This window comes from Spirillospora sp. NPDC000708, assembly GCF_040299565.1.
GTDB lineage: Bacteria > Actinomycetota > Actinomycetes > Streptosporangiales > Streptosporangiaceae > Spirillospora.
The window spans coordinates 42,445-61,047 of the sequence record NZ_JBEPCJ010000046.1; the positions used below are offsets into that span (position 1 = coordinate 42,445).

Genomic DNA, 18,603 nt, shown 5'->3' on the forward strand with positions numbered 1-18,603 from the left:
AGACCCGCTGCTAGGAGGACCACGTGGACCGGTTCCTGACCGCCGACGACCTCGCCAAGACGCTCCGACAGGACGTCCGGGAGGGGCTCACCGGCACGCCGAAGACCCTGCCGCCCAAGTGGTTCTACGACGAGCGCGGCAGCGCGCTCTTCGAGGAGATCACCAAGCTGGAGGAGTACTACCCGACCCGCCGCGAGCGCGAGATCCTCACCGCCCGCGCCCCCGAGATCGCCGCGATCACCGGCGCCCGCACCCTGCTGGAGCTGGGCGCCGGATCGGGGGAGAAGACCCGGCTGCTGCTCGGCGCCCTCGACCGGACGCTGCGCGCCTACGTCCCGGTGGACGTCAGCGGCGACTTCCTGGAGGAGGCCGCCGCCGGGATCGCCGCCGACCATCCGGGCCTCACCGTCCGGACCGTCGTCGCCGACTACGAGCAGCACCTGCACCTGCTGCCCGCCGGGGAGCGCCGGCTGATCGCCTTCCTCGGCGGGACGATCGGCAACATGCCGCCCGCCGACCGCGTCGGGTTCCTCGGCGGGCTGCGCGCCACCATGGACGACGGCGACTTCCTGCTGCTCGGCGCCGACCTCGTCAAGGACCCCGGACGCCTCGTCCGCGCCTACGACGACGCCGCCGGCGTCACCGCCGAGTTCAACAAGAACGTGCTCTCCGTCATCGACCGCGAACTGGACGCCGACTTCGATCCGGACGCGTTCGAGCACGTCGCCGTCTGGGACGGCGCCGAGGAGTGGATCGAGATGCGGCTGCGCTCCACCCGCGACCAGGACGTCCGCGTCGGCGGCCTCGACCTGGACGTCCGCTTCGCGGCGGGCGAGGAGATGCGCACCGAGATCTCGGCGAAGTTCCGCCGCGAGCGCCTCGCGTCCGAACTGGAGTCCGCCGGGATGGAGCTCGCCGAGTTCTGGACCGACGAGGCGGGCGACTTCTCCCTCAGCCTCGCCCGCCCCGCGCGTCACTGACCCCTCGCGCGCGCCGCGGCGTGCCGTCGTGATGGAGCGCCCGTGACGACGGCACGCCGCGACCCGGCGGTCCGGGTCAGGCGGGGCGGCGGAGCGGGTGGGCGAGGCCCAGGCGCTTGATGTCGGCGGTGAGGCGGGTCGCCACGTAGCGGTGGCCCGCCTCGTCCGGGTGGGTGCCGTCCCGCTTGATGTACTGGGGCGCGTTGCCCCGGTGGGTCAGCCGGTTGCCGGTGATCCACCGCTCCGCCAGCGGGTCGACGAACGGGACCGCCATCTGCGTCGCGAGGGTCCGGAGCGCGTTGCGGACGGCCAGCTCGTTGGGCGGCGGCGTGTCGTTGCCCCACAGCGGCCCCATCAGCACGACGTGCGTGCCGGGCCAGCGCTGCCTGGCCCGTTCGAGCAGCGTCCGCGCGGCCGCCGCGACGCGCGGCGGCTGGACCCGCCAGTCGTTGTGCCCGCCCGAGACGATCAGCAGGTCGGGCGCGGGCCGCCAGCCGAGCTGGCTCTCGAACAGCTGCAGGAACGACTGCCCGGCGACCGTCTTCACGAAGCCGGTGCCGGCGCGGCCCGCCACGATGACCTGCCAGCCCATCAGCCGCCCGGTCGCCGACGCGTACGTCGTCTCCGGCAGTACGCCGCGGTCCCCGACCGTGTAGCTGTCGCCGAGGAAGAACACCACCGACGACCGCGGGGCCGCCTTCTTCTGGGCCGGGCCGTCCGCCCGGGCCGTCCGGGGGCCGGGCCCTCCGGTGCCGCCGCACCCGGCCAGCAGGGGCAGGCCGAGCAGGCCCAGGCACAGCAGGAGGGTCGCCGCGCCGCGTCGGGCGCGGCGAGATGTCATGGAGGACCACCAAAAGTCGGGTGCGAATGCACCGGTATCTTACTGACCCCCTCCCGCCCCACGCGCCCGTCGCGCGAAACCCGGGGCCCGTCCCGGGCGGCCCTGGAGCCCCCTGGAGCCCGGCGCGGGCCATCCCCGGCTACACCCGCCGTTCACCGGGTTCTCACGCCGCGTCCCGCGCCGCGCAACCCGCCCCCGAGAGGGTTCCGCGGTGACCCCCCGACGCCCGCGGCTCCGCGAACTCGACCTGCTCCGCTTCCTGGCGGCCATCGCCGTCGTGCTGTACCACTTCACCGGGTTCGGCGGCGCGGGGCCGTGGCCGGAGCACGCCCGCGAGGTGTTCCCCGCGCTGGGCGCGGTCACCCGGTACGGCTACCTCGGCGTCGACCTGTTCTTCGTCATCAGCGGCTTCGTGATCCTGATGAGCGCGTGGGGGCGCTCCCCGGGCGAGTTCGGCGTCTCCCGGCTGGTGCGGCTGATGCCCGCGTACTGGGCGAGCGTGCTGCTCGGCGCGGTCGTGTACGCCGTCTTCCGGGAGGGGCACGGCGTCCCCGGGCTCGTCGTGCCGAACCTGACGATGCTCCAGGGCGGGCTCGGCGTCGAGAACGTCGACGCCGTCTACTGGACGCTCTGGGTCGAGATGCACTTCTACGTGCTGGCGGCCGTGCTCGCCGGGATCGGCATCACCTACCGGTCGTGCCTGGTCTTCATGGCGGCGTGGATGTTCGGCGGCGTCTTCGCCGACGAGGCCGGCAACAAGTTCCTCCAGATCATGCTGGTGCCGACGTGGAGCCCGTACTTCATCGCCGGCATGGCGCTGTACATGATCCACCGGTTCGGGCCGACGCTGCTGCTGTGGGGATACGTCGCCGTGTCCTACCTGCTGGCACTGCACTGGGGCGGCTGGCGGGCGGACGGCGCGTTCAAGGGCTCCGCTCACCTGCCCGTCGCGGCCGCCGTCACCGGCATCTTCCTGGTGATGATCCTCGTCGCGACGGGCCGGCTGAGCTGGGTGCGGTGGCGCGGCCTGACCGTCCTCGGGGCGCTGACGTACCCGCTCTACCTCGTCCATTCGCAGCTCGCGCTGCCGCTGCTGGACGCGCTGTACCCGGGGCTGAACCGCTGGGCCGCGCTCGCCGCGGTCATCGCGGCGTCCCTGGCGCTCGCCTACGCGGTGCATCGCCTGGTGGAGAAGCCCGGCGCGAAGTGGATGCGGGCACGGCTGCTGGCGTCGCTGGAGCCGATGCGGTCCGCGAAGCCCCGTCCTGCTGCGGACGCCCCTGCCGGCGGTGTGCCCGCAGGAGACGCCGTCGGCGACGTGCCCGCCCCGCGCGCCCCCGAAGCGGCGCCGGAACTCGCCGCCCGCTGACCGCCCCGGCCCCGGCGGCCTATGTTTGTCGGTCATGGCCATAGGGGTGGACGCCGCGGCGGTGGTTTCGACGGCGGTGAGCCTTGCCCTCGTACCGCGCCTTGTGCGGAGCGGTAATGGCGGCGGGGGAGGCGGACGCGTCTGGGCCCGTCCGGAGGTGTTCCTCGCTCTGGTCGTGGCGCTCGTCTACGTCAACCAGGTGCTCTTCACCGTGTACATCCTGCGCGTCCACGGCGGGGACACGTCGTTCATAGCGCGGTACGTGCCGGAGGGCTGGTTCGCACTGGCGGACGGGCCGTCCATGCGCTCGTTCGCCGCGCACTTCCCTGCACCAGAGCTCCTGGCGCCATGCCTGCTGCGCGTACCGGGATTCCTTGAGCTGCCGTTCGGGCTGCTCTCCTACGTGACGGTGCTGCGATGGTTGGATCGCGGGCTCTACAGGCGCGTCGCCACGTCATGGATGGTGTGGGCCGCGTCCCTCTCCTACACGTTCGCCTTCTGCGTCGTGGAGTGGGTGCTGCACACGCCTTACACGGTGGACGACATCATCATCCGCGCGTGCACGGGCCTGGTGACGCCCTTGCTCATCCGGTGGCTCGCCCGGCAGGACACCGACGCGCCCACGGTCTCGTCGTTCCCCCAGATGCTCCTGTTCGCCGTCTCGGTATGGGCACTGGGCCAACTGGTCCTGACCGTCTACGACACGGCGCTCCTCTACAACCTCGGGCATCTCGGTGGACGCCTACCGGGCGCGATCGTCACGGCGGTGATCCTCGTGGCCGCCCGTTGGTGGGCCGCCCGCACGCCCCAAGGCGGTGAACCGGGGCTCGCGTCGGCCTCCATCGGCACAGGGCTGCGCTGGGCGCTCGCCCTCTTCTTCATCCCGGCACTGGCCGTCCGCTACGGCGTGAACTTCGGGACGCCGCTCATCGCGGGCATCGCGGGCCTCCTCATCTGCGCCGCGGGCGCCGTGCACGCCCTCCGGGAAGGACTCGCCGGCGCCGGACCGCGCCGGACGATCCTCTGGGCCGCCCAGATCGCCGCCGCGCTGCTCACCGGGGGAGCGGCCGGCGCCGCGGCCATCCTGCTGGTGACCGACACCTATTACGAGGCCGGTGTGCTCCGCGCCGCCGCGCTCTGCTTCGCCGTGGCCGTCGCGATCTGCGCGCTCACGGACCGGTTGATTCACCGGCGGTTCGCGGCCCCTCCGAAAACCGCCGCGCCGGAGGTGTGACGTTTTCGGACCGGGGCGCGCTGAGGGAAGTGTGGGTGGCCGCCCGATGTGAGCGGGCATCGGACGGCCACCCTCCTCCGGCGGATCCGTCTCCCCCGGTCGGATCCGCCGGAGGCAGTACTTATGCAATCCCGGCCCAAGGGGCTCGCCTGGCGGCTCGCCCCTTGACCGTGCTTGGGCGAGCGCGAACTCGCTTCGCGAGCTTCCCGGTGGGGCTCGCCTTCGGCTTCGCCCCACCGGTCAGATAGCGCGCTCGCGTGGCGGCTCGGGTCACCGCTTGGTATTCCAAGCTTCGGGTGGCGGCTCGGCCGGCCCTCCGGGGGCTCGTCAGGCGGGGGTGTCCTGAGGGCGTAGTTCGTCGGCGTAGCCGACGGGCAGGCGGCGCATCAGGCCGGACTCGTCGATGGAGTACTGACCCATCCGCCACAGCGGCGGCGAGTACGCGTGGATGGAGACGCTGGCGTCGGCCACCCCGGTGAGCCGGTGGATGTGGTCCGGGCCGAAGCAGAACGAGGCGCCCTCGGCGACGACCGTGCTGGCGTGCGCGCCGCCGATCCGCGGGTTGCTCTCCTCGATGGCGCCGCTGACGACGCGCACCGCGCCCGAGGACACGTCGTGGTCGTGCCAGCCCGTGTCGTCGTCCGGCGTCCAGCACAGCAGCCACACGTCCACGTGCTCGTCCCGGTAGAGCGAGGCGTAGTGCCGGCGGCCGCCGCCCGGGAACTCGACGTGCCGCCGCCACAGCTCCGGCCGCTCGGCGAGGTCGTCCACCAGAGCGCGCAGCTCGCGCTTACCGAGGACGCGGGCGGGCAGGTCCGCGAAGCCGGGGGTGCGGGGCAGGACATCGTGGGACACGGTGCGCTCCTTTCCAAGCGGGACGGACGACGCGGCGCGAACAGCGGGGGCGGATTCTGAACCGCATCAGTTAACCGTTTCAGTGAAACGGTTCAGCAACTGTCCCGTCAAGTGGGGTCCCCCGTTCTGTCAGCGGGGGCGTCTAGGGTTGGAGGGATGTCGGAGAGGCGCAAACGCGCGACCATCCGTGAAGTGGCCCAGGCGACGGGGCTGTCGCCCGCCGCCGTCTCGTACGCGCTGCGCGGCATCCAGACCTCGGAGGAGACGCAGGAGCGGGTCCGGGCGGCGGCCGAGGAGCTCGGGTACGAGGCGCACCCCATCGCCCGCGCGCTGGCCAGCGGCCGCACCGACCAGGTGGGGCTGCTGTGCGGTTCGCTGGAGGACTACTGGCAGCAGTCCCTCGCCACCGGCATCGGCCGGGCGCTGCTCGCCCGCGACCGCTACGCCCTGATCGTCGACGCCGGCGGCGACCCCGAGCGTGAGCTGGCGCTCGCCCGCCGGCTGCGCGACCAGCGGGTGGACGGGCTGATCGTGCAGCCGCTCGACCCGGCCGCGCCGTTCTGGGCCGAGCTGTCGGAGACGGTTCCGGTGGTGTCGATCGGCGACGCCCTGCACGGCGGGCGGTCGCAGGGCGAGGTCGTGTTCGACAACCGGCGCGGCGTCACGCTCGCGCTGGAGCACCTGCGCGACCTCGGCCACGAGCGCGTCACCGTCTTCACCCCGACCCGCGCGAGCACCCCCGACCGTCCCGCGGACGTGCACGTCAACGCCGAGGCCGAGCGGCTCGGGCTGCGCGTCGACGTGGTGGTGGCGCCGCAGTCGCTCGCCGAGGCCACCGAGGTCGCGCTGCGCGTGCTCGGCGGCTCCGACCGGCCGACGGCGGTGTTCTGCTTCGCCGACTCCATCGCCTACGGGGTGTACGCCGCGACCCGCGAGCTGGGCCTCGCCGTCCCCGGCGACATCGCGGTGTGCGGCTACGACGACCATCCGATGTCGGCGCTGCTCACGCCGCCGCTGACGTCCGTCGACTGGGACATCGACGGCATCGTGCACGCGGCCGTCCGGCTGATCGTCGACGTCATCGACGGCAAGCCCCGCAAGCGCCGCGTGGTGCGCGAGCCGTCGCTCCGCGTCCGCACCTCCACCGGCGGCCCCCACCCCTGAGGGCCGCCCCGACGCCCGAGCCATCGCGCGAGCGCGTTATCTGACCGGTGGGGCGAAGCCGGAGGCGAGCCCCACCGGGAAGCTCGCGAAGCGAGTTCGCGCTCGCCCGAGACCGGTCAAGGGGCGAGCCGCCAGGCGAGCCCCTTGGGCCGGGATTGTGGAAACACAGCCGGGATTGTGGAAATCAGGGGTGCAGGCGGGCGAGGCGGGGGAGGAGGTCGGCGGCCACGGCGATGTCGGTGTCGAGCGGGCGGTCCTCCACGCGCGGGTCGAGGACGGCCTCGGCCAGGTCGAACGCCGACCGCAGCGGCCCGCCGGACGGGGCGCGCCCCTGCATCCGCAGCGCCCGGACGGCCGCGACCAGCTCGCAGCCGAGGCCGAGCCGGTAGGCGGCGACGGCGTCGGTGGTCGCGCGGGCCGACTGGGTGGAGAAGCCCGCGTGCTCCTCGACGCCGCGCGACAGCACGGCGCTGCCGAGCGCGGCGGGGGTGGCGAGCCGGCGCACGTCGGCGAGGCAGGAGTGCGCGACGTACTCCAGGATCATGATCCCCGAGGACGCCTCGGTGGCGCCCTGGAACGGGTAGAGGCCGGTGAACGACGGCTCGGCGAGCGTGCCGAGCCGCGCGGCGGCCAGGGCCATCGTCTGGAACAGCGCGGCGCGGGCCGTGTCGAGCGCGAGCCCCACGTAGGCGGTGTGGAAGTTGCCGTTGTGCCAGACCGTCCGCCCGGCGACGTCCACCAGCGGGTTCTCCGCCGCGGCGTTGATCTCCCGCGTGACGACCTGCTCGGCGTACCCGGCGGCCTCCAGCGCAGGGCCGTGGACCTGCGGGAACGCCCGGTAGCCGTACGGGTCCTGGATGCGCATGGGGGCGGGCCGGTCGAAGGCGAGCAGGGTGCGCATCGCGTCGGCCGCGTCCCGCTGGCCGGGGTGGGGGCACGCGTCCTGCACGGGCGGCGCGTACGGCTCCTCCGACGCCCGGACGGCGAAGTGCGACAGCGCGGCCACGACCGTCGACGCGCGCAGCATCCGCCGCAGGTCGGCCACCGCGAGGGCCGCCTCCCCGAGCGTCGCGGCGTTGGAGCTGATGAAGGCCAGCGCGTCGGCGGACTGGAGCCGGTAGCCGGGGCCGCGCTCCGGCGCCCCCTCCGGCCCGGCGAGCCAGGACCGCTCGCCGAGCAGGCACAGCGCGGTCGACGCCAGCGCCGTCAGGTCGCCCGTGCCGATCGCCCCGTACACCGGTACGGGCGGGAGGAGCCCCAGGTTGAGGACGTCCGCCAGCGCTTGGAGCGCTCCAGGTTCGACGCCCGAGCCGCCCGCCGCGATCTGGTTCAGCCGGACGGTCAGCATCGCGCGGACGATCTCCGGCGCGACCAGCGGGCCCGCCCCGGCCGCGTGGCTGCGCAGCAGCCGCAGCCCGTGCGCGTCGGCGTCCTCCCACTCGACGTCCACGACGCGGTTGGCGCCGACGCCGGTCGTCCGCCCGTAGACGGGCTGCGATGCGGCGACCTCGCGGGCCACCCGCCAGGCCGCGCGGGCCCGCTCCACCCCGTCCGGCGCTATGGCGACCATCACATCCTCGCGGGCCGCGACCACCACCTCAGAGCAGGTGAGCGAGGTCCCGTCGATAACGATTCGGCTGTTCTCCACGGGGCTACGCTACTTTCCCCTAATTTCAGGTAGTTATCCTCAAGAACCGACGTTCCGGACAAGGCGGGACTCTGACGAGACGGTACACATTGGTTACGGTTGGGGAGAAGGCCGAAGTCGATCATCGGCGTTGCGACGCCCAACGAGGACGTGAATCGTTTGATCACCTTTGAGGGCGTGACCAAGCGCTACCCGGACGGCACCGTCGCCCTGGACGACGTGAGCCTGGAATGCCCGACCGGGCGCATCACCGTGTTCGTCGGCACCTCCGGCGGCGGCAAGACCACCGCGCTGCGGACCATCAACCGCATGGTCGAGCCCACCGCCGGGCGCGTGCTCATCGACGGCGGCGACGTCCGCGAGCGCAAGCCCGCCGAGCTGCGGCGCGGCATCGGCTACGTCATCCAGCACGCCGGGCTGTTCCCGCACCGCACCATCGAGGACAACATCGCCACCGTCCCGTACCTGCTGCGCTGGAACAAGAAGAAGGCCCGCGCCGCCGCGCACGAGCTGATGGAGCGGGTCGGCCTCGACCCCTCGATGGCCCGGCGCTACCCGTTCCAGCTGTCCGGCGGGCAGCAGCAGCGCGTCGGCGTCGCCCGCGCCCTCGCCGCCGACCCGCCGATCATGCTGATGGACGAGCCGTTCAGCGCCGTCGACCCCGTCGTCCGCGCCGAGCTGCAGGACGAGTTCCTGCGGCTGCAGGACGAGCTGCACAAGACGATCGTCTTCGTCACCCACGACATCGACGAGGCGATCAAGCTCGGCGACCGCGTGGCGGTGTTCCAGACCGGCGGGAGGCTCGTCCAGGTCGACGCGCCCGAGGACCTCCTCGCCCACCCCGCCGACGACTTCGTCGCCGGGTTCATCGGCCAGAACCGGGGCATCCGCACCCTGTCCTTCGCCGCCACCGGCGGCCTGCCGCTGAGCGAGGAGGCGATCCGACCGGCGACCGCGGACGCCGCCGACGCCGCCGCCCTGGACTGGGCGCTCGTGGTCGACGGGGACCGGCGCCCGCTCGGCTGGGTGCGCCCCGGCCAGGTCACCGGCCCGCTGGGGGAGGCCCCGCTCGCGCCGCTCGGCGCCACGTTCCGCCCCGGCGAGGACTCCGTGCGGGCCGCGCTCGACGCGGCCGTGCTGTCCCCGGCCGGGCTGGCGGTCGCCGTCGACGGCTCCGGAGCCGTGCTCGGCACCGCGGGCGGCGCCGACCTGCTCGCCGTCCCCACCCACGGCTTCCACGGGGACGACCCCGCCGACCCGGTCCCCGCCGATGACAAGGTCCCCGCCGAGGACGCGGCCCCCGCCGAGGACCCCGCGCCCGCGAAGGGCGGTGCCGGCGACTGATGGACATCGACTGGGGCTGGATCGGCGACCACACCGGCACGCTCCGCGACCACGCCCTCATCCACGTGCGGCTCGCGCTGCTGCCGGTGCTGTTCGGGCTGCTCATCTCGCTGCCCGCCGGGGTCGCGTGCCGCCGCTGGCGCTGGCTGTACCCCCCGCTGCTGACGGTCTCGAACCTGCTGTACGCGATCCCGTCGCTCGCGCTGTTCATGGTGTTCATCCAGTACACGGGGCTGTCGCAGTCGACGGTGATGATCCCGCTGACGCTCTACAGCCTGTCGGTGCTCATCCCGAACGTCGTGGACGGCCTCGGCTCGGTCTCCGAGCCCGTCCGGCAGGCCGCCACCGCGATGGGCTTCGGGCCGCTGCGCCGGCTGCTGCGCGTCGAGCTGCCGATCGCCGTGCCGATCGTCATCGCCGGCGTCCGGGTCGCCGCGGTGTCGTCCATCAGCCTCGTCGCCATCGGCCAGCTCGTCGGCCAGGGCGGGCTCGGCTACGACATCATCCGCGGCTACCAGCTGCAGTTCCAGACCCAGATCGTCGCCGCGTCCGTGCTGATCGTCGTGCTGGCCCTGGTCACCGACGCGATCCTGGTCACCGTCCAGCGGCTGCTCACCCCCTGGGCCAGAGCGCGAGGGACGTCATGAACAAGCTGTGGAACCAGATCGACCTGTCCTGGAACTGGCTGACCGCGTCCGCGCAGTGGCACGGCGACGACGGCATCCCCCACCGCCTGCTCCAGCACCTGTACTACAGCGGCGTCTCGCTGCTGTGCGCCGCGGTGATCGGGCTCGCGTTCGGCCTGCTCGTCGGGCACACCGGACGCGGCGGGTTCGCCGCCGTCAGCGTCGCGAACATCGCCCGCGCGATCCCGACGTTCGGCCTCGTGCTGTTCATCGTCGTCGTCGACTACAGCATCACCCCGGTGCTGATCGCGCTCGTGGCGCTCGCCGTCCCGCCGATCCTGGTCAACACGTTCGAGGGCATCCGCGGCGTCGACCCCGACGCCAAGGACGCCGCGCGGGGCATGGGCATGACGGGCTGGGGCGTGCTGTGGCGCGCGGAGGTGCCCATGGCGCTGCCGCTGATCCTGCTCGGGCTGCGCACGTCGGCGATCCAGGTGGTCGCCACCGCCACGATCGCCGCCTACCCGGGGTTCGGCGGCCTCGGCCGCTACATCATCGACGGCCTCGCCCGCAACGACTACCAGCTGGTGGTGGGAGGGACCGTGCTGGTGGTGCTGCTCGCGCTGATCGTCCAGCTGGTCTTCGCGGCGCTGCGCCGCCTCGTCGTCTCGCCGGGCCTGCTCGGCTCCGCCCGTTCCTCCTGACCCTTTTTTCAACAGAAGGAAAACCCATGAAGCACATCATCCGTGGCGCGGCCGTCGGCCTCGTGGCCGCTTTGACGCTGTCGGCCTGCGGCGGCGGGGGCGGCGGCGACGACAAGAACCCGCTGTCCGGCGGCGGCGCCGCCAAGGGCACCATCACCGTCGGCGGCGCCAACTTCCCAGAGTCCAACCTGATCGGCGAGCTGTACGCGCAGGCGCTGGAGGCCAAGGGCCTCAAGGTGACCCGCAAGTTCAACATCGGCGCCCGCGAGATCTACTACGACCAGGTCGTCAAGGGCGGCATCGGCGTGATGCCCGAGTACAACGGCGCGCTGCTGACCACCTCGGTCGACAAGACCAGCACCGCGTCCACGACCGACGAGGTCAACGCCGCCCTCAAGGCGAAGCTGCCCTCCTCGGTGGAGGTCCTGACCTCGGCGCAGGCGGAGGACAAGGACTCGGTCACGGTCAACCCGCAGACCGCGTCCAAGTACCACCTGAAGAGCATCGCCGACCTCAAGCCGGTCGCGAACCAGCTCACGATCGGCGGCCCGTCGGAGTTCAAGACCCGCCAGCAGGGCCTCGTCGGCCTGAAGAAGGTGTACGGCCTGGACTTCAAGAAGTTCCAGCCGTTCGACGCGGGCGCCCAGGCCACCCTGGTCAAGCTGCTCGCCGACGACAAGATCCAGGCCGCGGACCTGTTCACCACCGACCCGACCATCGTGCAGAAGAAGCTCGTCGTGCTGGAGGACCCGCAGCACGTCTTCAGCGCGCAGAACGTGACGCCGCTGGTCAACAAGTCCGCGGTGAACGCGCAGGCCACGGCGGCGCTCAACGCCGTCTCCGCCAAGCTCACCACTCAGGACCTGCTGGACATGATGAAGCGGATCGCGATCGACAAGGACGACCAGGAGAAGGTCGCCAAGGACTGGCTGACCAAGAACGGCCTCGCCTGACCCGCCCCCCGCGAAGCCCGCCGCGCACCGCGCGGCGGGCTTCCGCCTTCCTCAGGAGCGGAGGAACCGGTGCACGACTGGCGGATCGACCCCCGCGAGTACGCGCGCCACGAGGCCCGGCGCGGTCGCCGGTTCGCGTTCGACCGGCTCGCGCCGTCCCGCACGGCGCTCGTGGTGATCGACATGGTGCCCTTCTTCGTGTCCGGCAACCGGTACGCGCGCGGCATCGTGCCGAACATCGGCGCACTGGCCGGCGCCCTGCGCCCGGCGGGCGGCACGGTCGCGTGGGTCCTGCCCGGGGCCCCCGAGCGGACTCCGGTCGCCGAGGAGTTCTACGGCCCCGCCACGGCCGAGCTCTACCGCACCAGCGGCGGGACCGGCCCGCTGCCCGGCCGCCTCTGGCCGGACCTCGACGCCCGCCCGTCCGACCTGTTCGTCGAGAAGACGGCGCCCAGCGCCTTCTTCCCCGGCCGGTGCCCCCTGCCGGACCTCCTGGAAGGCCGGGGCGTCGACACCGTCCTGATCACCGGCACCGTCACCAACGTGTGCTGCGAGTCCTCCGCGCGGGACGCGTCCGCCCTCGGCCTCCGCGTGATCATGGTCGCGGACGCGAACGCGGCGCGCCGCGACGCGGAGCACAACGCCACGCTGAACACCGTCTACCGCTCCTTCGGCGACGTCCGCCCCACCTCCGACGTCCTCGCCCTGATCAACGCGCCGCCCGCGCCGTAGCGGTCCGCGCGGGTCAGCGGCGACGGCCCACGGTGAGGACGGCGGACCAGTGCCGGGTGACCCGCCCATCGGGCCGGGCCGCGAGCCGGCGGCGTATCTCGCCGTAGAGGTGCCGTCGTTTGGCGGGCTCCATGGCGATGTGACCGGAGAAGGTGTCGAGCAGCGCGATGTACTCGTCCGCCGTATAGCGGCGGGCCCAGACGTGAAGCCGCGTCCCGACGGCCGTGAAGTGCCCGGACGCCTCGAACTCGGCGGCGGGGTCCCGGCGGGCCTCGGGCGGTGGCGGCGGCCAGGAAGCGCCGTCGCCTTCGCCGAGCTCGTCGTAGACCCGCTGGATCTCGGCGAAGAAGGGGTCGAATCCCGTGGGGAAGGCGTGCTCGGCGTTCCAGACGGCCAGGTGGCCGCCCGGGGCGAGGAGGGAAGCGGCCTTGGCGTACTTGACGTCCGGATCCACCCATTTCCAGGCGGTGGCCGCGTAGACGAGATCGACGTGGACGCCGCTCGGCGGCTCCCACCGCTCGAACGGCGCGGTGATCACCGAGACGCCGGCGAAGCCCGCGAGCCGCCGGCGCGCCTCGGCCGCCAGAGCGGCGCCGAGTTCCACCGCGGTGATCCGGAACCCCATGCGTGCCAGCGGCAGCGTGGCCTTTCCCGGGCCGCAGCCGACTTCGAGCAGGTGCGCGGGCGGCTCGATCCCCGTGAGCGCGACCAGGTCGGAGTACAGCCCGGCCGGGTAATCGGGGCGCGCGGCCTGATAGTGGGCGGCGGCTTTGTCGAAGGTCGTCCGCAGCGAGCGGTCGTCGGCCATCGCTCCATTTTGTCACCGGGTGCGCAAAGGACGGGGGCCACGGTGTCGTTCTCATGAGCAGCGCCGGCGGGGCGCGCGTCCCTACTCTCGGGCCATGACGGCCGGGAACCGGACCCGGCGGTACGCGGCGGCGACCGGGGGACGCCCGCAGGAAGGACGGCCATGCGCCCGCATCCCCTCATCGCCCGTCGGACCCCGACCCTCTTCCGCGCCCGGAACCTGGCCGCCGCGGCGGCGCTGACCTGCACCGCGCTCGCGGTGCCCGCGGTCGCGGCTCCGCCGGCCGCGCGGGCGGGCGCCCTGCCTCCCGACCGCATCACGATCACCGTCGGCGGCGCGCCCGCCTACCGGCTCGACGGCGGCCTGCTGGACGGCGGGATCGCCGTCCTCGACGCCACACCCGACTACAACACGACCAAGGTCCAGGGGCAGGGGACGCTGCGTGGGGCGAAGGGCGGGAAGGCCACCGTCCGGTTCGCGCTGTCACGCTCGCTCGCCGGCCTGTCCGGGACGTTCGATCTCCAGGACCCGGCCGCCGGGGTGCAGGTCTCCGCGAACATCGCCGGCGGGGTGCAGGCCCCGTCGGACGGGACCGTGACCTGGCAGGGGCGGGGAACGGTGCAGACCGGCGGCCGCTCGTCCACCCGGACGGTCGGCTTCACCGTCCAAGACCGCCATCCCGACCCGGGCGACCACGCGATCCACCTCCTCCACGCGGGGCAGCGGCGGGTGGCGATCCTCCGGCTGCCCGACGGCTACGACGGCCGGCCCCTCCCGGCCCTGTTCCACTTCCCCGGCCTGTTCGAGACGCCGCTGTTCGCCGAGTTCTTCGGCCGGATGGCCGACTACGCCCGGACCCGGGGCTTCATCATGATCACGCCCGAGCACCACGGCACGGGCTGGCAGGGCGTCGCCGGCGGCCAGCCGGGCCGGGACGTCGACGACCCCGGCTTCGTGTCCGCGCTCCAGGACGTCCTCGTCCGGCGCTTCCACGCCGATCCGCGCCGCCTCTACGCCTCCGGCATGAGCAACGGCGGATTCTTCACCAGCAAGCTGGCCTGCGAGAACAGGCGGTTCGCCGCCTTCGCCCCGGTCTCCGGCCAGCTCCAGGATCAGGCCGCCTGCCACCCGGGGCGCGCCGTGCCCATTCTGATGATCCACGGTGACGCCGACCCGATCGTCCCGTATGCGACCGCGACTGCCGCGGCCCCCTTCTGGGCTCGCAACAACGGCTGCGGGACCACCACGACCGACACCGACCTGCCCGACACGCACCCGTCCGACGGCACGACCGTCACCGAGCACGCCTACAACGGCTGCCCGGCCGCCGCGCCGGTGATCCTCTACCAGGTCAAGGGCGGCGGCCATAACTGGTCCGGCGGCACGCCCTACCTCGGGCCGCTGCTCGGCGGCACCACCCAGGATATCGACGCCAACGCCGTCATCTGGACCTTCGTGTCCCGCTTCCGGCTCGGCTGACCGCCGGAGAGGAACGCCGTCACCTTGATCTTGGAGCGGTGGTCCCGGCCGGCGTTACCGACCACAGCCGGGGACTGGAGGTGTCGATATCGCCGAGATAGCGCTTCAGTGGCGCTGAAAGCGCAGGCATGTCGGTCTGGAAATACACTTTCATGCCCATGTCGCGGGCATACCGCCAGACCGGCGCCGAATTCACGACGGCGCGTGGTCGGCGAATTGCCGGAACTGCGCTCCGATCCGCCGCTCCGACCGCGTCGGTGCTCAGCCCCTAGCCGGTGTTCAGCCCGTAGCCGGTGCTCTTCGCGATGCCGCAGCCGGAATGCCTGGTCACGGACGTCGGGCGCCGTACCGAGAAGCGAGCGGACGAGGCGCACGGCCAGGGCGGCGCCGCCGTCGGCTCCGCCTCCGATGCGGGCCTCGGGAGCCTGCGTCCCGCCAGGGGCACCGGCTCGGCGGCGAGCGCCAGGCGCCTGCGTTCCGTGGCGGTTCCGGCCTTCAGCCCCAGCGCGCCGTCCACCGCCGCCAGCCGGCTCGCGGCGGTCGTCGGACGACCACCGCGGAACGCGGCGATCCCAGGTGCCTCCGGTCGGACTCGAACCGACACCTCAACTCTTTTAAGGAGTTCGCCTCTACCGTTGGGCTACGGAGGCGGGCGCCGGCCGCACCGGCCGTCGTGCGCCCGCGCCGCGTTCCGGTGACCGGCCGCGGCCGCGTCTCGTGACCATTCCAATGCCCACCGTGGCCACGGCGCGGCTTTCCGTGGATTCCGCGATCGAGCATGGAATCATCTTGCCCTAGAAGTTCGCCCGACTTCAGCGGATATCCCGCCGAGGCCGGAAAAGGCCGACCGATGGGGCGGCCGGTCGCCGAATGGCGATAATGCCCGGCTCTCCGCCCCCGGCCGGCGCCCCGCGGTCCTGGTGGGGAGTGCCGGTCAGGCGGCCACCTTGTCGAGGAAGGCGTGCAGGTTGGCCCGCGTTCGGGCGACCTTCTCCTCCAGTGTCAGCGACTCGTCGAGGTCCCCGCCGACCGCGGCCTGCTTCTTCCCGCGCACGTAGAGCGAGCAGGCGAGGTCCGTGCAGAGGTAGCGGCCGACGGTGTTGCCCTGGCGTCCCGCCTCGCCGGTCCGCCGCGCGGTCATCAGGGCGACGCCGCCGCCGGTCCGCGTGGTGAGGCAGACCGAGCACAGGCTGCGCGCGGTGAAGCCGCGGGACGTGCCGGACGTGCCGCGCAGCGCGATCCCGACGAGGCGGCCGTCGCGGTCGGCGACCAGGTAGGCGCGCTCGGGCGCCCCGGGATCTCGCCAGCCGAGGAAGTCCAGGTCGTCCCAGGGGAGGTCCGCGAAGTCCTTGGGCAGGCCGAGCCGCTTGGCCTCGCCCTTGGAGCAGTTGACGAAGGACGTGCGGATGTCGCGTTCGGTCAGGGGTCTCATGCTCGCGACGGTAGTCTGCCTAGACCTATTAGGCAAATTCTTAATCTTCCTAGGAGCGGGGGCATGCGCCCGGGGCGGTTATGATCGATAGATAGTGAGCGTGGCTAAGGATTCTTCGGAGAGGAACGCGAACTGCTGCCGGACAACGGACGGACGGGCGTCAGGGGCCTGCAGCGGCGGCTGGAGAGGTGGGCGCTGGCGAGCGATCTCGGGCTGGCGCGCCTCCAGGCCGCGCGGCGGATGCTGGTCGGCCTCCCGGCCGGGATGGCGGCGGGGTACGGCGTCGCGGGCGCCCTCGGCGAACCGGCGTTCCTCGGGCTGATGCTCGGCGCGCTGCCGGCGATGCTGACCTCGCTGCTGATCGCCGACAACGGCACGGGACGGGCGACGGCCCGCGCGGCGGCCGTGTACGCGCCGTTCATCGCCGCCCTCTACCTGAGCATGACGCTGCACCCGCACCGGTTCCTGGGCCTGGCGGCGCTGGTCCCGGTCCTGTTCGCGCAGTTCTACGCGGCGCGCTTCGCGCCGTGGGGCAACGACGCGGGCGCCGTCCTGTTCGCCGGGTACCTGAGCGGGCTGCTGCTGCCGATGCCGCTGACCGAGTTCGGGCCGATGGCCGCGATCGCCGCCGCGGGCCTGGCGGCGTCGATCGCCGCCCGGCTCGCGCTGTGCCGCCCCGCCCCCGCCAAGGCGCTGGCGCGGATCCAGCGGGCCTTCCTCGCGTGCGCCGCCGACGTGACCGGCGCCGCCGCCGACCTCCTGGACGCCGGGGCGGACCGCGAGCGCGCGCTGCGCCGGCTCCGCCGCCGGCAGTCCCGGTTGAACGAGCCCGCGCTGGTCGCCGACGGCCTGCTCGCCCAGCCCGGCACCACCGGGGAGGCCGAGCGCCTGCACCGGCTCCTGTTCGAGACCGAGCTGGCGGTGCAGGCCGTCGGCCGCGCGGTCAGGGAGCTGGACGCCCTGGACCCGCCCGCCGGCCTGCGCGCCCGCGTCAGCTCGGCGCTCCGCTCCTACTCCGCCGGCGGCGCCGGGACCGAGTTCGACGAGCGCGCGGCCCGCGACCTGGTCGGATGGCTGGACCGGCGGCGCGCCGGCGGCCCGCCCGCCGACGTCGAGACCTCCTCGCTCGTCCACCACCTGGCCGTGCTGCTGACCGACCTGTCCCGGACGTCCCGGAAATGGGTGGACGCCGGGCGGGCCGCGCCGGACCGGGGCGACGGGGCGCCGTTCCAGTCGCCGGTCGTGCTGAGCGCCGGGCAGGCCGTCCTCGGGTCCGGGCCGGTCGCGGAGCGGCTCCTCGCCTCGGACGGCCCCGGCGGCGCGTGGCGGCGGCTCCGGGTCTCCCCGCACCTGCGGACCGCCCTGCAGGTGGCGGTGGCGATCTCGATCGCGGTGCCGATCGGCGACCTGATCAGCGGCCGGCGCTTCTACTGGGCCGCGATCGGCGTCATGATCATCTTCACCGGCACGAACACCACCTACGAGCGCGTCCGCAAGACCTGGCAGCGCGCGCTCGGCACCGTCGCGGGCGGCGCGCTCGGCGTCGCGTCGTTCGAGCTGCTCGGCGCCGCGCACCCGTGGATCAGCCTGCTGCTGGTCGTCGCCGGGCTGACCGCCGGCGCGTACTCGATCGCCTCGCACTACACCTGGTGGGTCATCGGGCTGGTCGTCGCGCTCGTCCAGCTCTACGCGTTCACGACGGACTTCCACACCTCGCTGATCCTGCTGCGCCTCGCGGAGAACATGGTCGGCGCCCTCACGGCCGTGCTGGTCGGGCTGGTGCTGCTGCCCATCGGCACCCGCAGGATGATCGACGAGGCGGTCCGCGGGCACCTGTCGGCCGTGCGCGACCTGATCGCCGACGCCGGCGCGCAGCCGCGCGAGCCCGGGGACGTCCGGCTGAGCAGCGCGTCCCGCGCCGTCGACCAGGCCCTGTTCCGGCTGAACGCGATCCTGCGGCCGATCGTCCGCCGCCCGACCGGCGGATCCGGCCACGTGGACGCCGAGACGCTGATGGCGCTGACCACCGTCACCGGCTACGTCCGGGAGATCGCCGCCGCCTCGCCAGCCGTCCCGGCGGAGGCCGAGCGGATCCTGCACGCGGTCACCGCCCGGATGGCGCTCTCCCTGGACGCGCTGATCGGCGCGTTCGCGGGCGAGACCGGCGGGGTGTGGCGCCGCTCGGGCGAGGCCGTCGACCGCCTCGACCAGGCCCTCGTCCACGACCTGGACGCCGTCGCGCTGCGGCACCGCCTCCAGTTCCTCGCCCTCGCCGACGACGCGCTCGCCACGCTCGCCGAGCGCCGGGGCATGCGGGTCATGGGCATGGAGTACGCGAAGGTGGCGCCCGAACGCCGCCTCCAGCTCGCCTCCCTCCGCTCCCGCCGCCGCCTCGCCGGCACCTGCTGAGCCCCTGCCGGTCCGCGCCCTTCGA

17 protein-coding genes and 1 tRNA gene are annotated in these 18,603 nt (G+C 73.2%); 11 read left to right on the plus strand and 7 right to left on the minus strand.

All coding sequences use genetic code 11. The features are described 5' to 3' along the window. Positions 1-23: 23 nt before the first annotated feature. Positions 24-980: an L-histidine N(alpha)-methyltransferase gene (gene egtD, locus ABT299_RS29065; protein WP_190852321.1), complete on the plus strand. Its 957-nt coding sequence runs from the start codon at positions 24-26 to the stop codon at positions 978-980. Positions 981-1,056: 76 nt separating this feature from the next. Here egtD and ABT299_RS29070 read toward each other — a convergent pair whose 3' ends face one another. Then, the gene (locus ABT299_RS29070) at positions 1,057-1,821 is read right to left on the minus strand and encodes an SGNH/GDSL hydrolase family protein (RefSeq protein WP_190852318.1); all 765 of its coding nucleotides are present in this window, start codon (positions 1,819-1,821) and stop codon (positions 1,057-1,059) included. A gap of 211 nt (positions 1,822-2,032) precedes the next feature. On the opposite strand from ABT299_RS29070, the gene ABT299_RS29075 reads away from it, so the two are divergent. Together ABT299_RS29075 and ABT299_RS29080 are read left to right on the plus strand one after the other, a co-directional pair. After that, entirely contained in the window at positions 2,033-3,190 is a 1,158-nt protein-coding gene (locus ABT299_RS29075) for an acyltransferase family protein (RefSeq protein WP_387032683.1), read from the plus strand. 157 nt (positions 3,191-3,347) lie between these two features. Beyond that, entirely contained in the window at positions 3,348-4,424 is a 1,077-nt protein-coding gene (locus ABT299_RS29080) for a hypothetical protein (protein WP_500252640.1), read from the plus strand. A 327-nt stretch (positions 4,425-4,751) separates the two neighbouring features. On the opposite strand, the gene ABT299_RS29085 is transcribed toward ABT299_RS29080, so the two are convergent. Beyond that, entirely contained in the window at positions 4,752-5,279 is a 528-nt protein-coding gene (locus ABT299_RS29085) for a cysteine dioxygenase (RefSeq protein ID WP_387032686.1), read from the minus strand. 192 nt (positions 5,280-5,471) lie between these two features. Here ABT299_RS29085 and ABT299_RS29090 point away from each other — a divergent pair, with 192 nt between their 5' ends. Further along, entirely contained in the window at positions 5,472-6,443 is a 972-nt protein-coding gene (locus ABT299_RS29090) for a LacI family DNA-binding transcriptional regulator (protein ID WP_347256518.1), read from the plus strand. 184 nt (positions 6,444-6,627) lie between these two features. Here ABT299_RS29090 and ABT299_RS29095 read toward each other — a convergent pair whose 3' ends face one another. Beyond that, positions 6,628-8,091, minus strand: a complete 1,464-nt coding sequence (locus ABT299_RS29095) for an aromatic amino acid lyase (protein ID WP_190852307.1) — start codon at positions 8,089-8,091, stop codon at positions 6,628-6,630. Positions 8,092-8,250: 159 nt separating this feature from the next. Here ABT299_RS29095 and ABT299_RS29100 point away from each other — a divergent pair, with 159 nt between their 5' ends. The 5 genes from ABT299_RS29100 (at position 8,251) to ABT299_RS29120 (ending at position 12,450) form a co-directional block, all read left to right on the plus strand. Continuing rightward, positions 8,251-9,435: an ABC transporter ATP-binding protein gene (locus ABT299_RS29100; protein ID WP_500252655.1), complete on the plus strand. Its 1,185-nt coding sequence runs from the start codon at positions 8,251-8,253 to the stop codon at positions 9,433-9,435. Further along, on the plus strand, positions 9,435-10,082 hold the full coding sequence (locus ABT299_RS29105) for an ABC transporter permease (protein WP_387032692.1): 648 nt from the start codon (positions 9,435-9,437) through the stop codon (positions 10,080-10,082). The genes ABT299_RS29100 and ABT299_RS29105 overlap by 1 nt, the downstream gene beginning before the upstream one ends. Beyond that, a complete protein-coding gene (locus ABT299_RS29110; protein ID WP_190852293.1) occupies positions 10,079-10,765 on the plus strand; it encodes an ABC transporter permease in 687 nt (228 codons plus the stop codon). The genes ABT299_RS29105 and ABT299_RS29110 overlap by 4 nt, the downstream gene beginning before the upstream one ends. A 26-nt stretch (positions 10,766-10,791) precedes the next feature. Beyond that, a complete protein-coding gene (locus ABT299_RS29115; RefSeq protein WP_387032694.1) occupies positions 10,792-11,718 on the plus strand; it encodes an ABC transporter substrate-binding protein in 927 nt (308 codons plus the stop codon). Positions 11,719-11,787: 69 nt separating this feature from the next. Then, positions 11,788-12,450: an isochorismatase family protein gene (locus tag ABT299_RS29120; protein ID WP_500252641.1), complete on the plus strand. Its 663-nt coding sequence runs from the start codon at positions 11,788-11,790 to the stop codon at positions 12,448-12,450. 13 nt (positions 12,451-12,463) lie between these two features. On the opposite strand, the gene ABT299_RS29125 is transcribed toward ABT299_RS29120, so the two are convergent. After that, on the minus strand, positions 12,464-13,258 hold the full coding sequence (locus ABT299_RS29125) for a class I SAM-dependent methyltransferase (RefSeq protein WP_500252642.1): 795 nt from the start codon (positions 13,256-13,258) through the stop codon (positions 12,464-12,466). A 162-nt stretch (positions 13,259-13,420) separates the two neighbouring features. Between ABT299_RS29125 and ABT299_RS29130 the strand changes: the two genes are divergently transcribed. Continuing rightward, positions 13,421-14,737, plus strand: a complete 1,317-nt coding sequence (locus ABT299_RS29130) for a CE1 family esterase (protein WP_500252643.1) — start codon at positions 13,421-13,423, stop codon at positions 14,735-14,737. A 268-nt stretch (positions 14,738-15,005) separates the two neighbouring features. On the opposite strand, the gene ABT299_RS29135 is transcribed toward ABT299_RS29130, so the two are convergent. The 3 genes from ABT299_RS29135 to ABT299_RS29145 all read right to left on the minus strand — a co-directional run bounded on the left by ABT299_RS29135 (position 15,006) and on the right by ABT299_RS29145 (position 16,169). Beyond that, complete coding sequence (locus ABT299_RS29135; protein ID WP_500252644.1) at positions 15,006-15,341, minus strand: hypothetical protein; 336 nt, start codon at positions 15,339-15,341, stop codon at positions 15,006-15,008. Further along, positions 15,315-15,387, minus strand: a tRNA-Leu gene (locus ABT299_RS29140). Before ABT299_RS29140 ends, ABT299_RS29135 begins: the two co-directional genes overlap by 27 nt. Before the next feature lie 284 nt (positions 15,388-15,671). Next, positions 15,672-16,169: an FBP domain-containing protein gene (locus tag ABT299_RS29145; protein ID WP_190852280.1), complete on the minus strand. Its 498-nt coding sequence runs from the start codon at positions 16,167-16,169 to the stop codon at positions 15,672-15,674. Positions 16,170-16,409: 240 nt separating this feature from the next. On the opposite strand from ABT299_RS29145, the gene ABT299_RS29150 reads away from it, so the two are divergent. Then, entirely contained in the window at positions 16,410-18,578 is a 2,169-nt protein-coding gene (locus ABT299_RS29150) for an FUSC family protein (RefSeq protein ID WP_500252645.1), read from the plus strand. Positions 18,579-18,603: the final 25 nt, after the last annotated feature.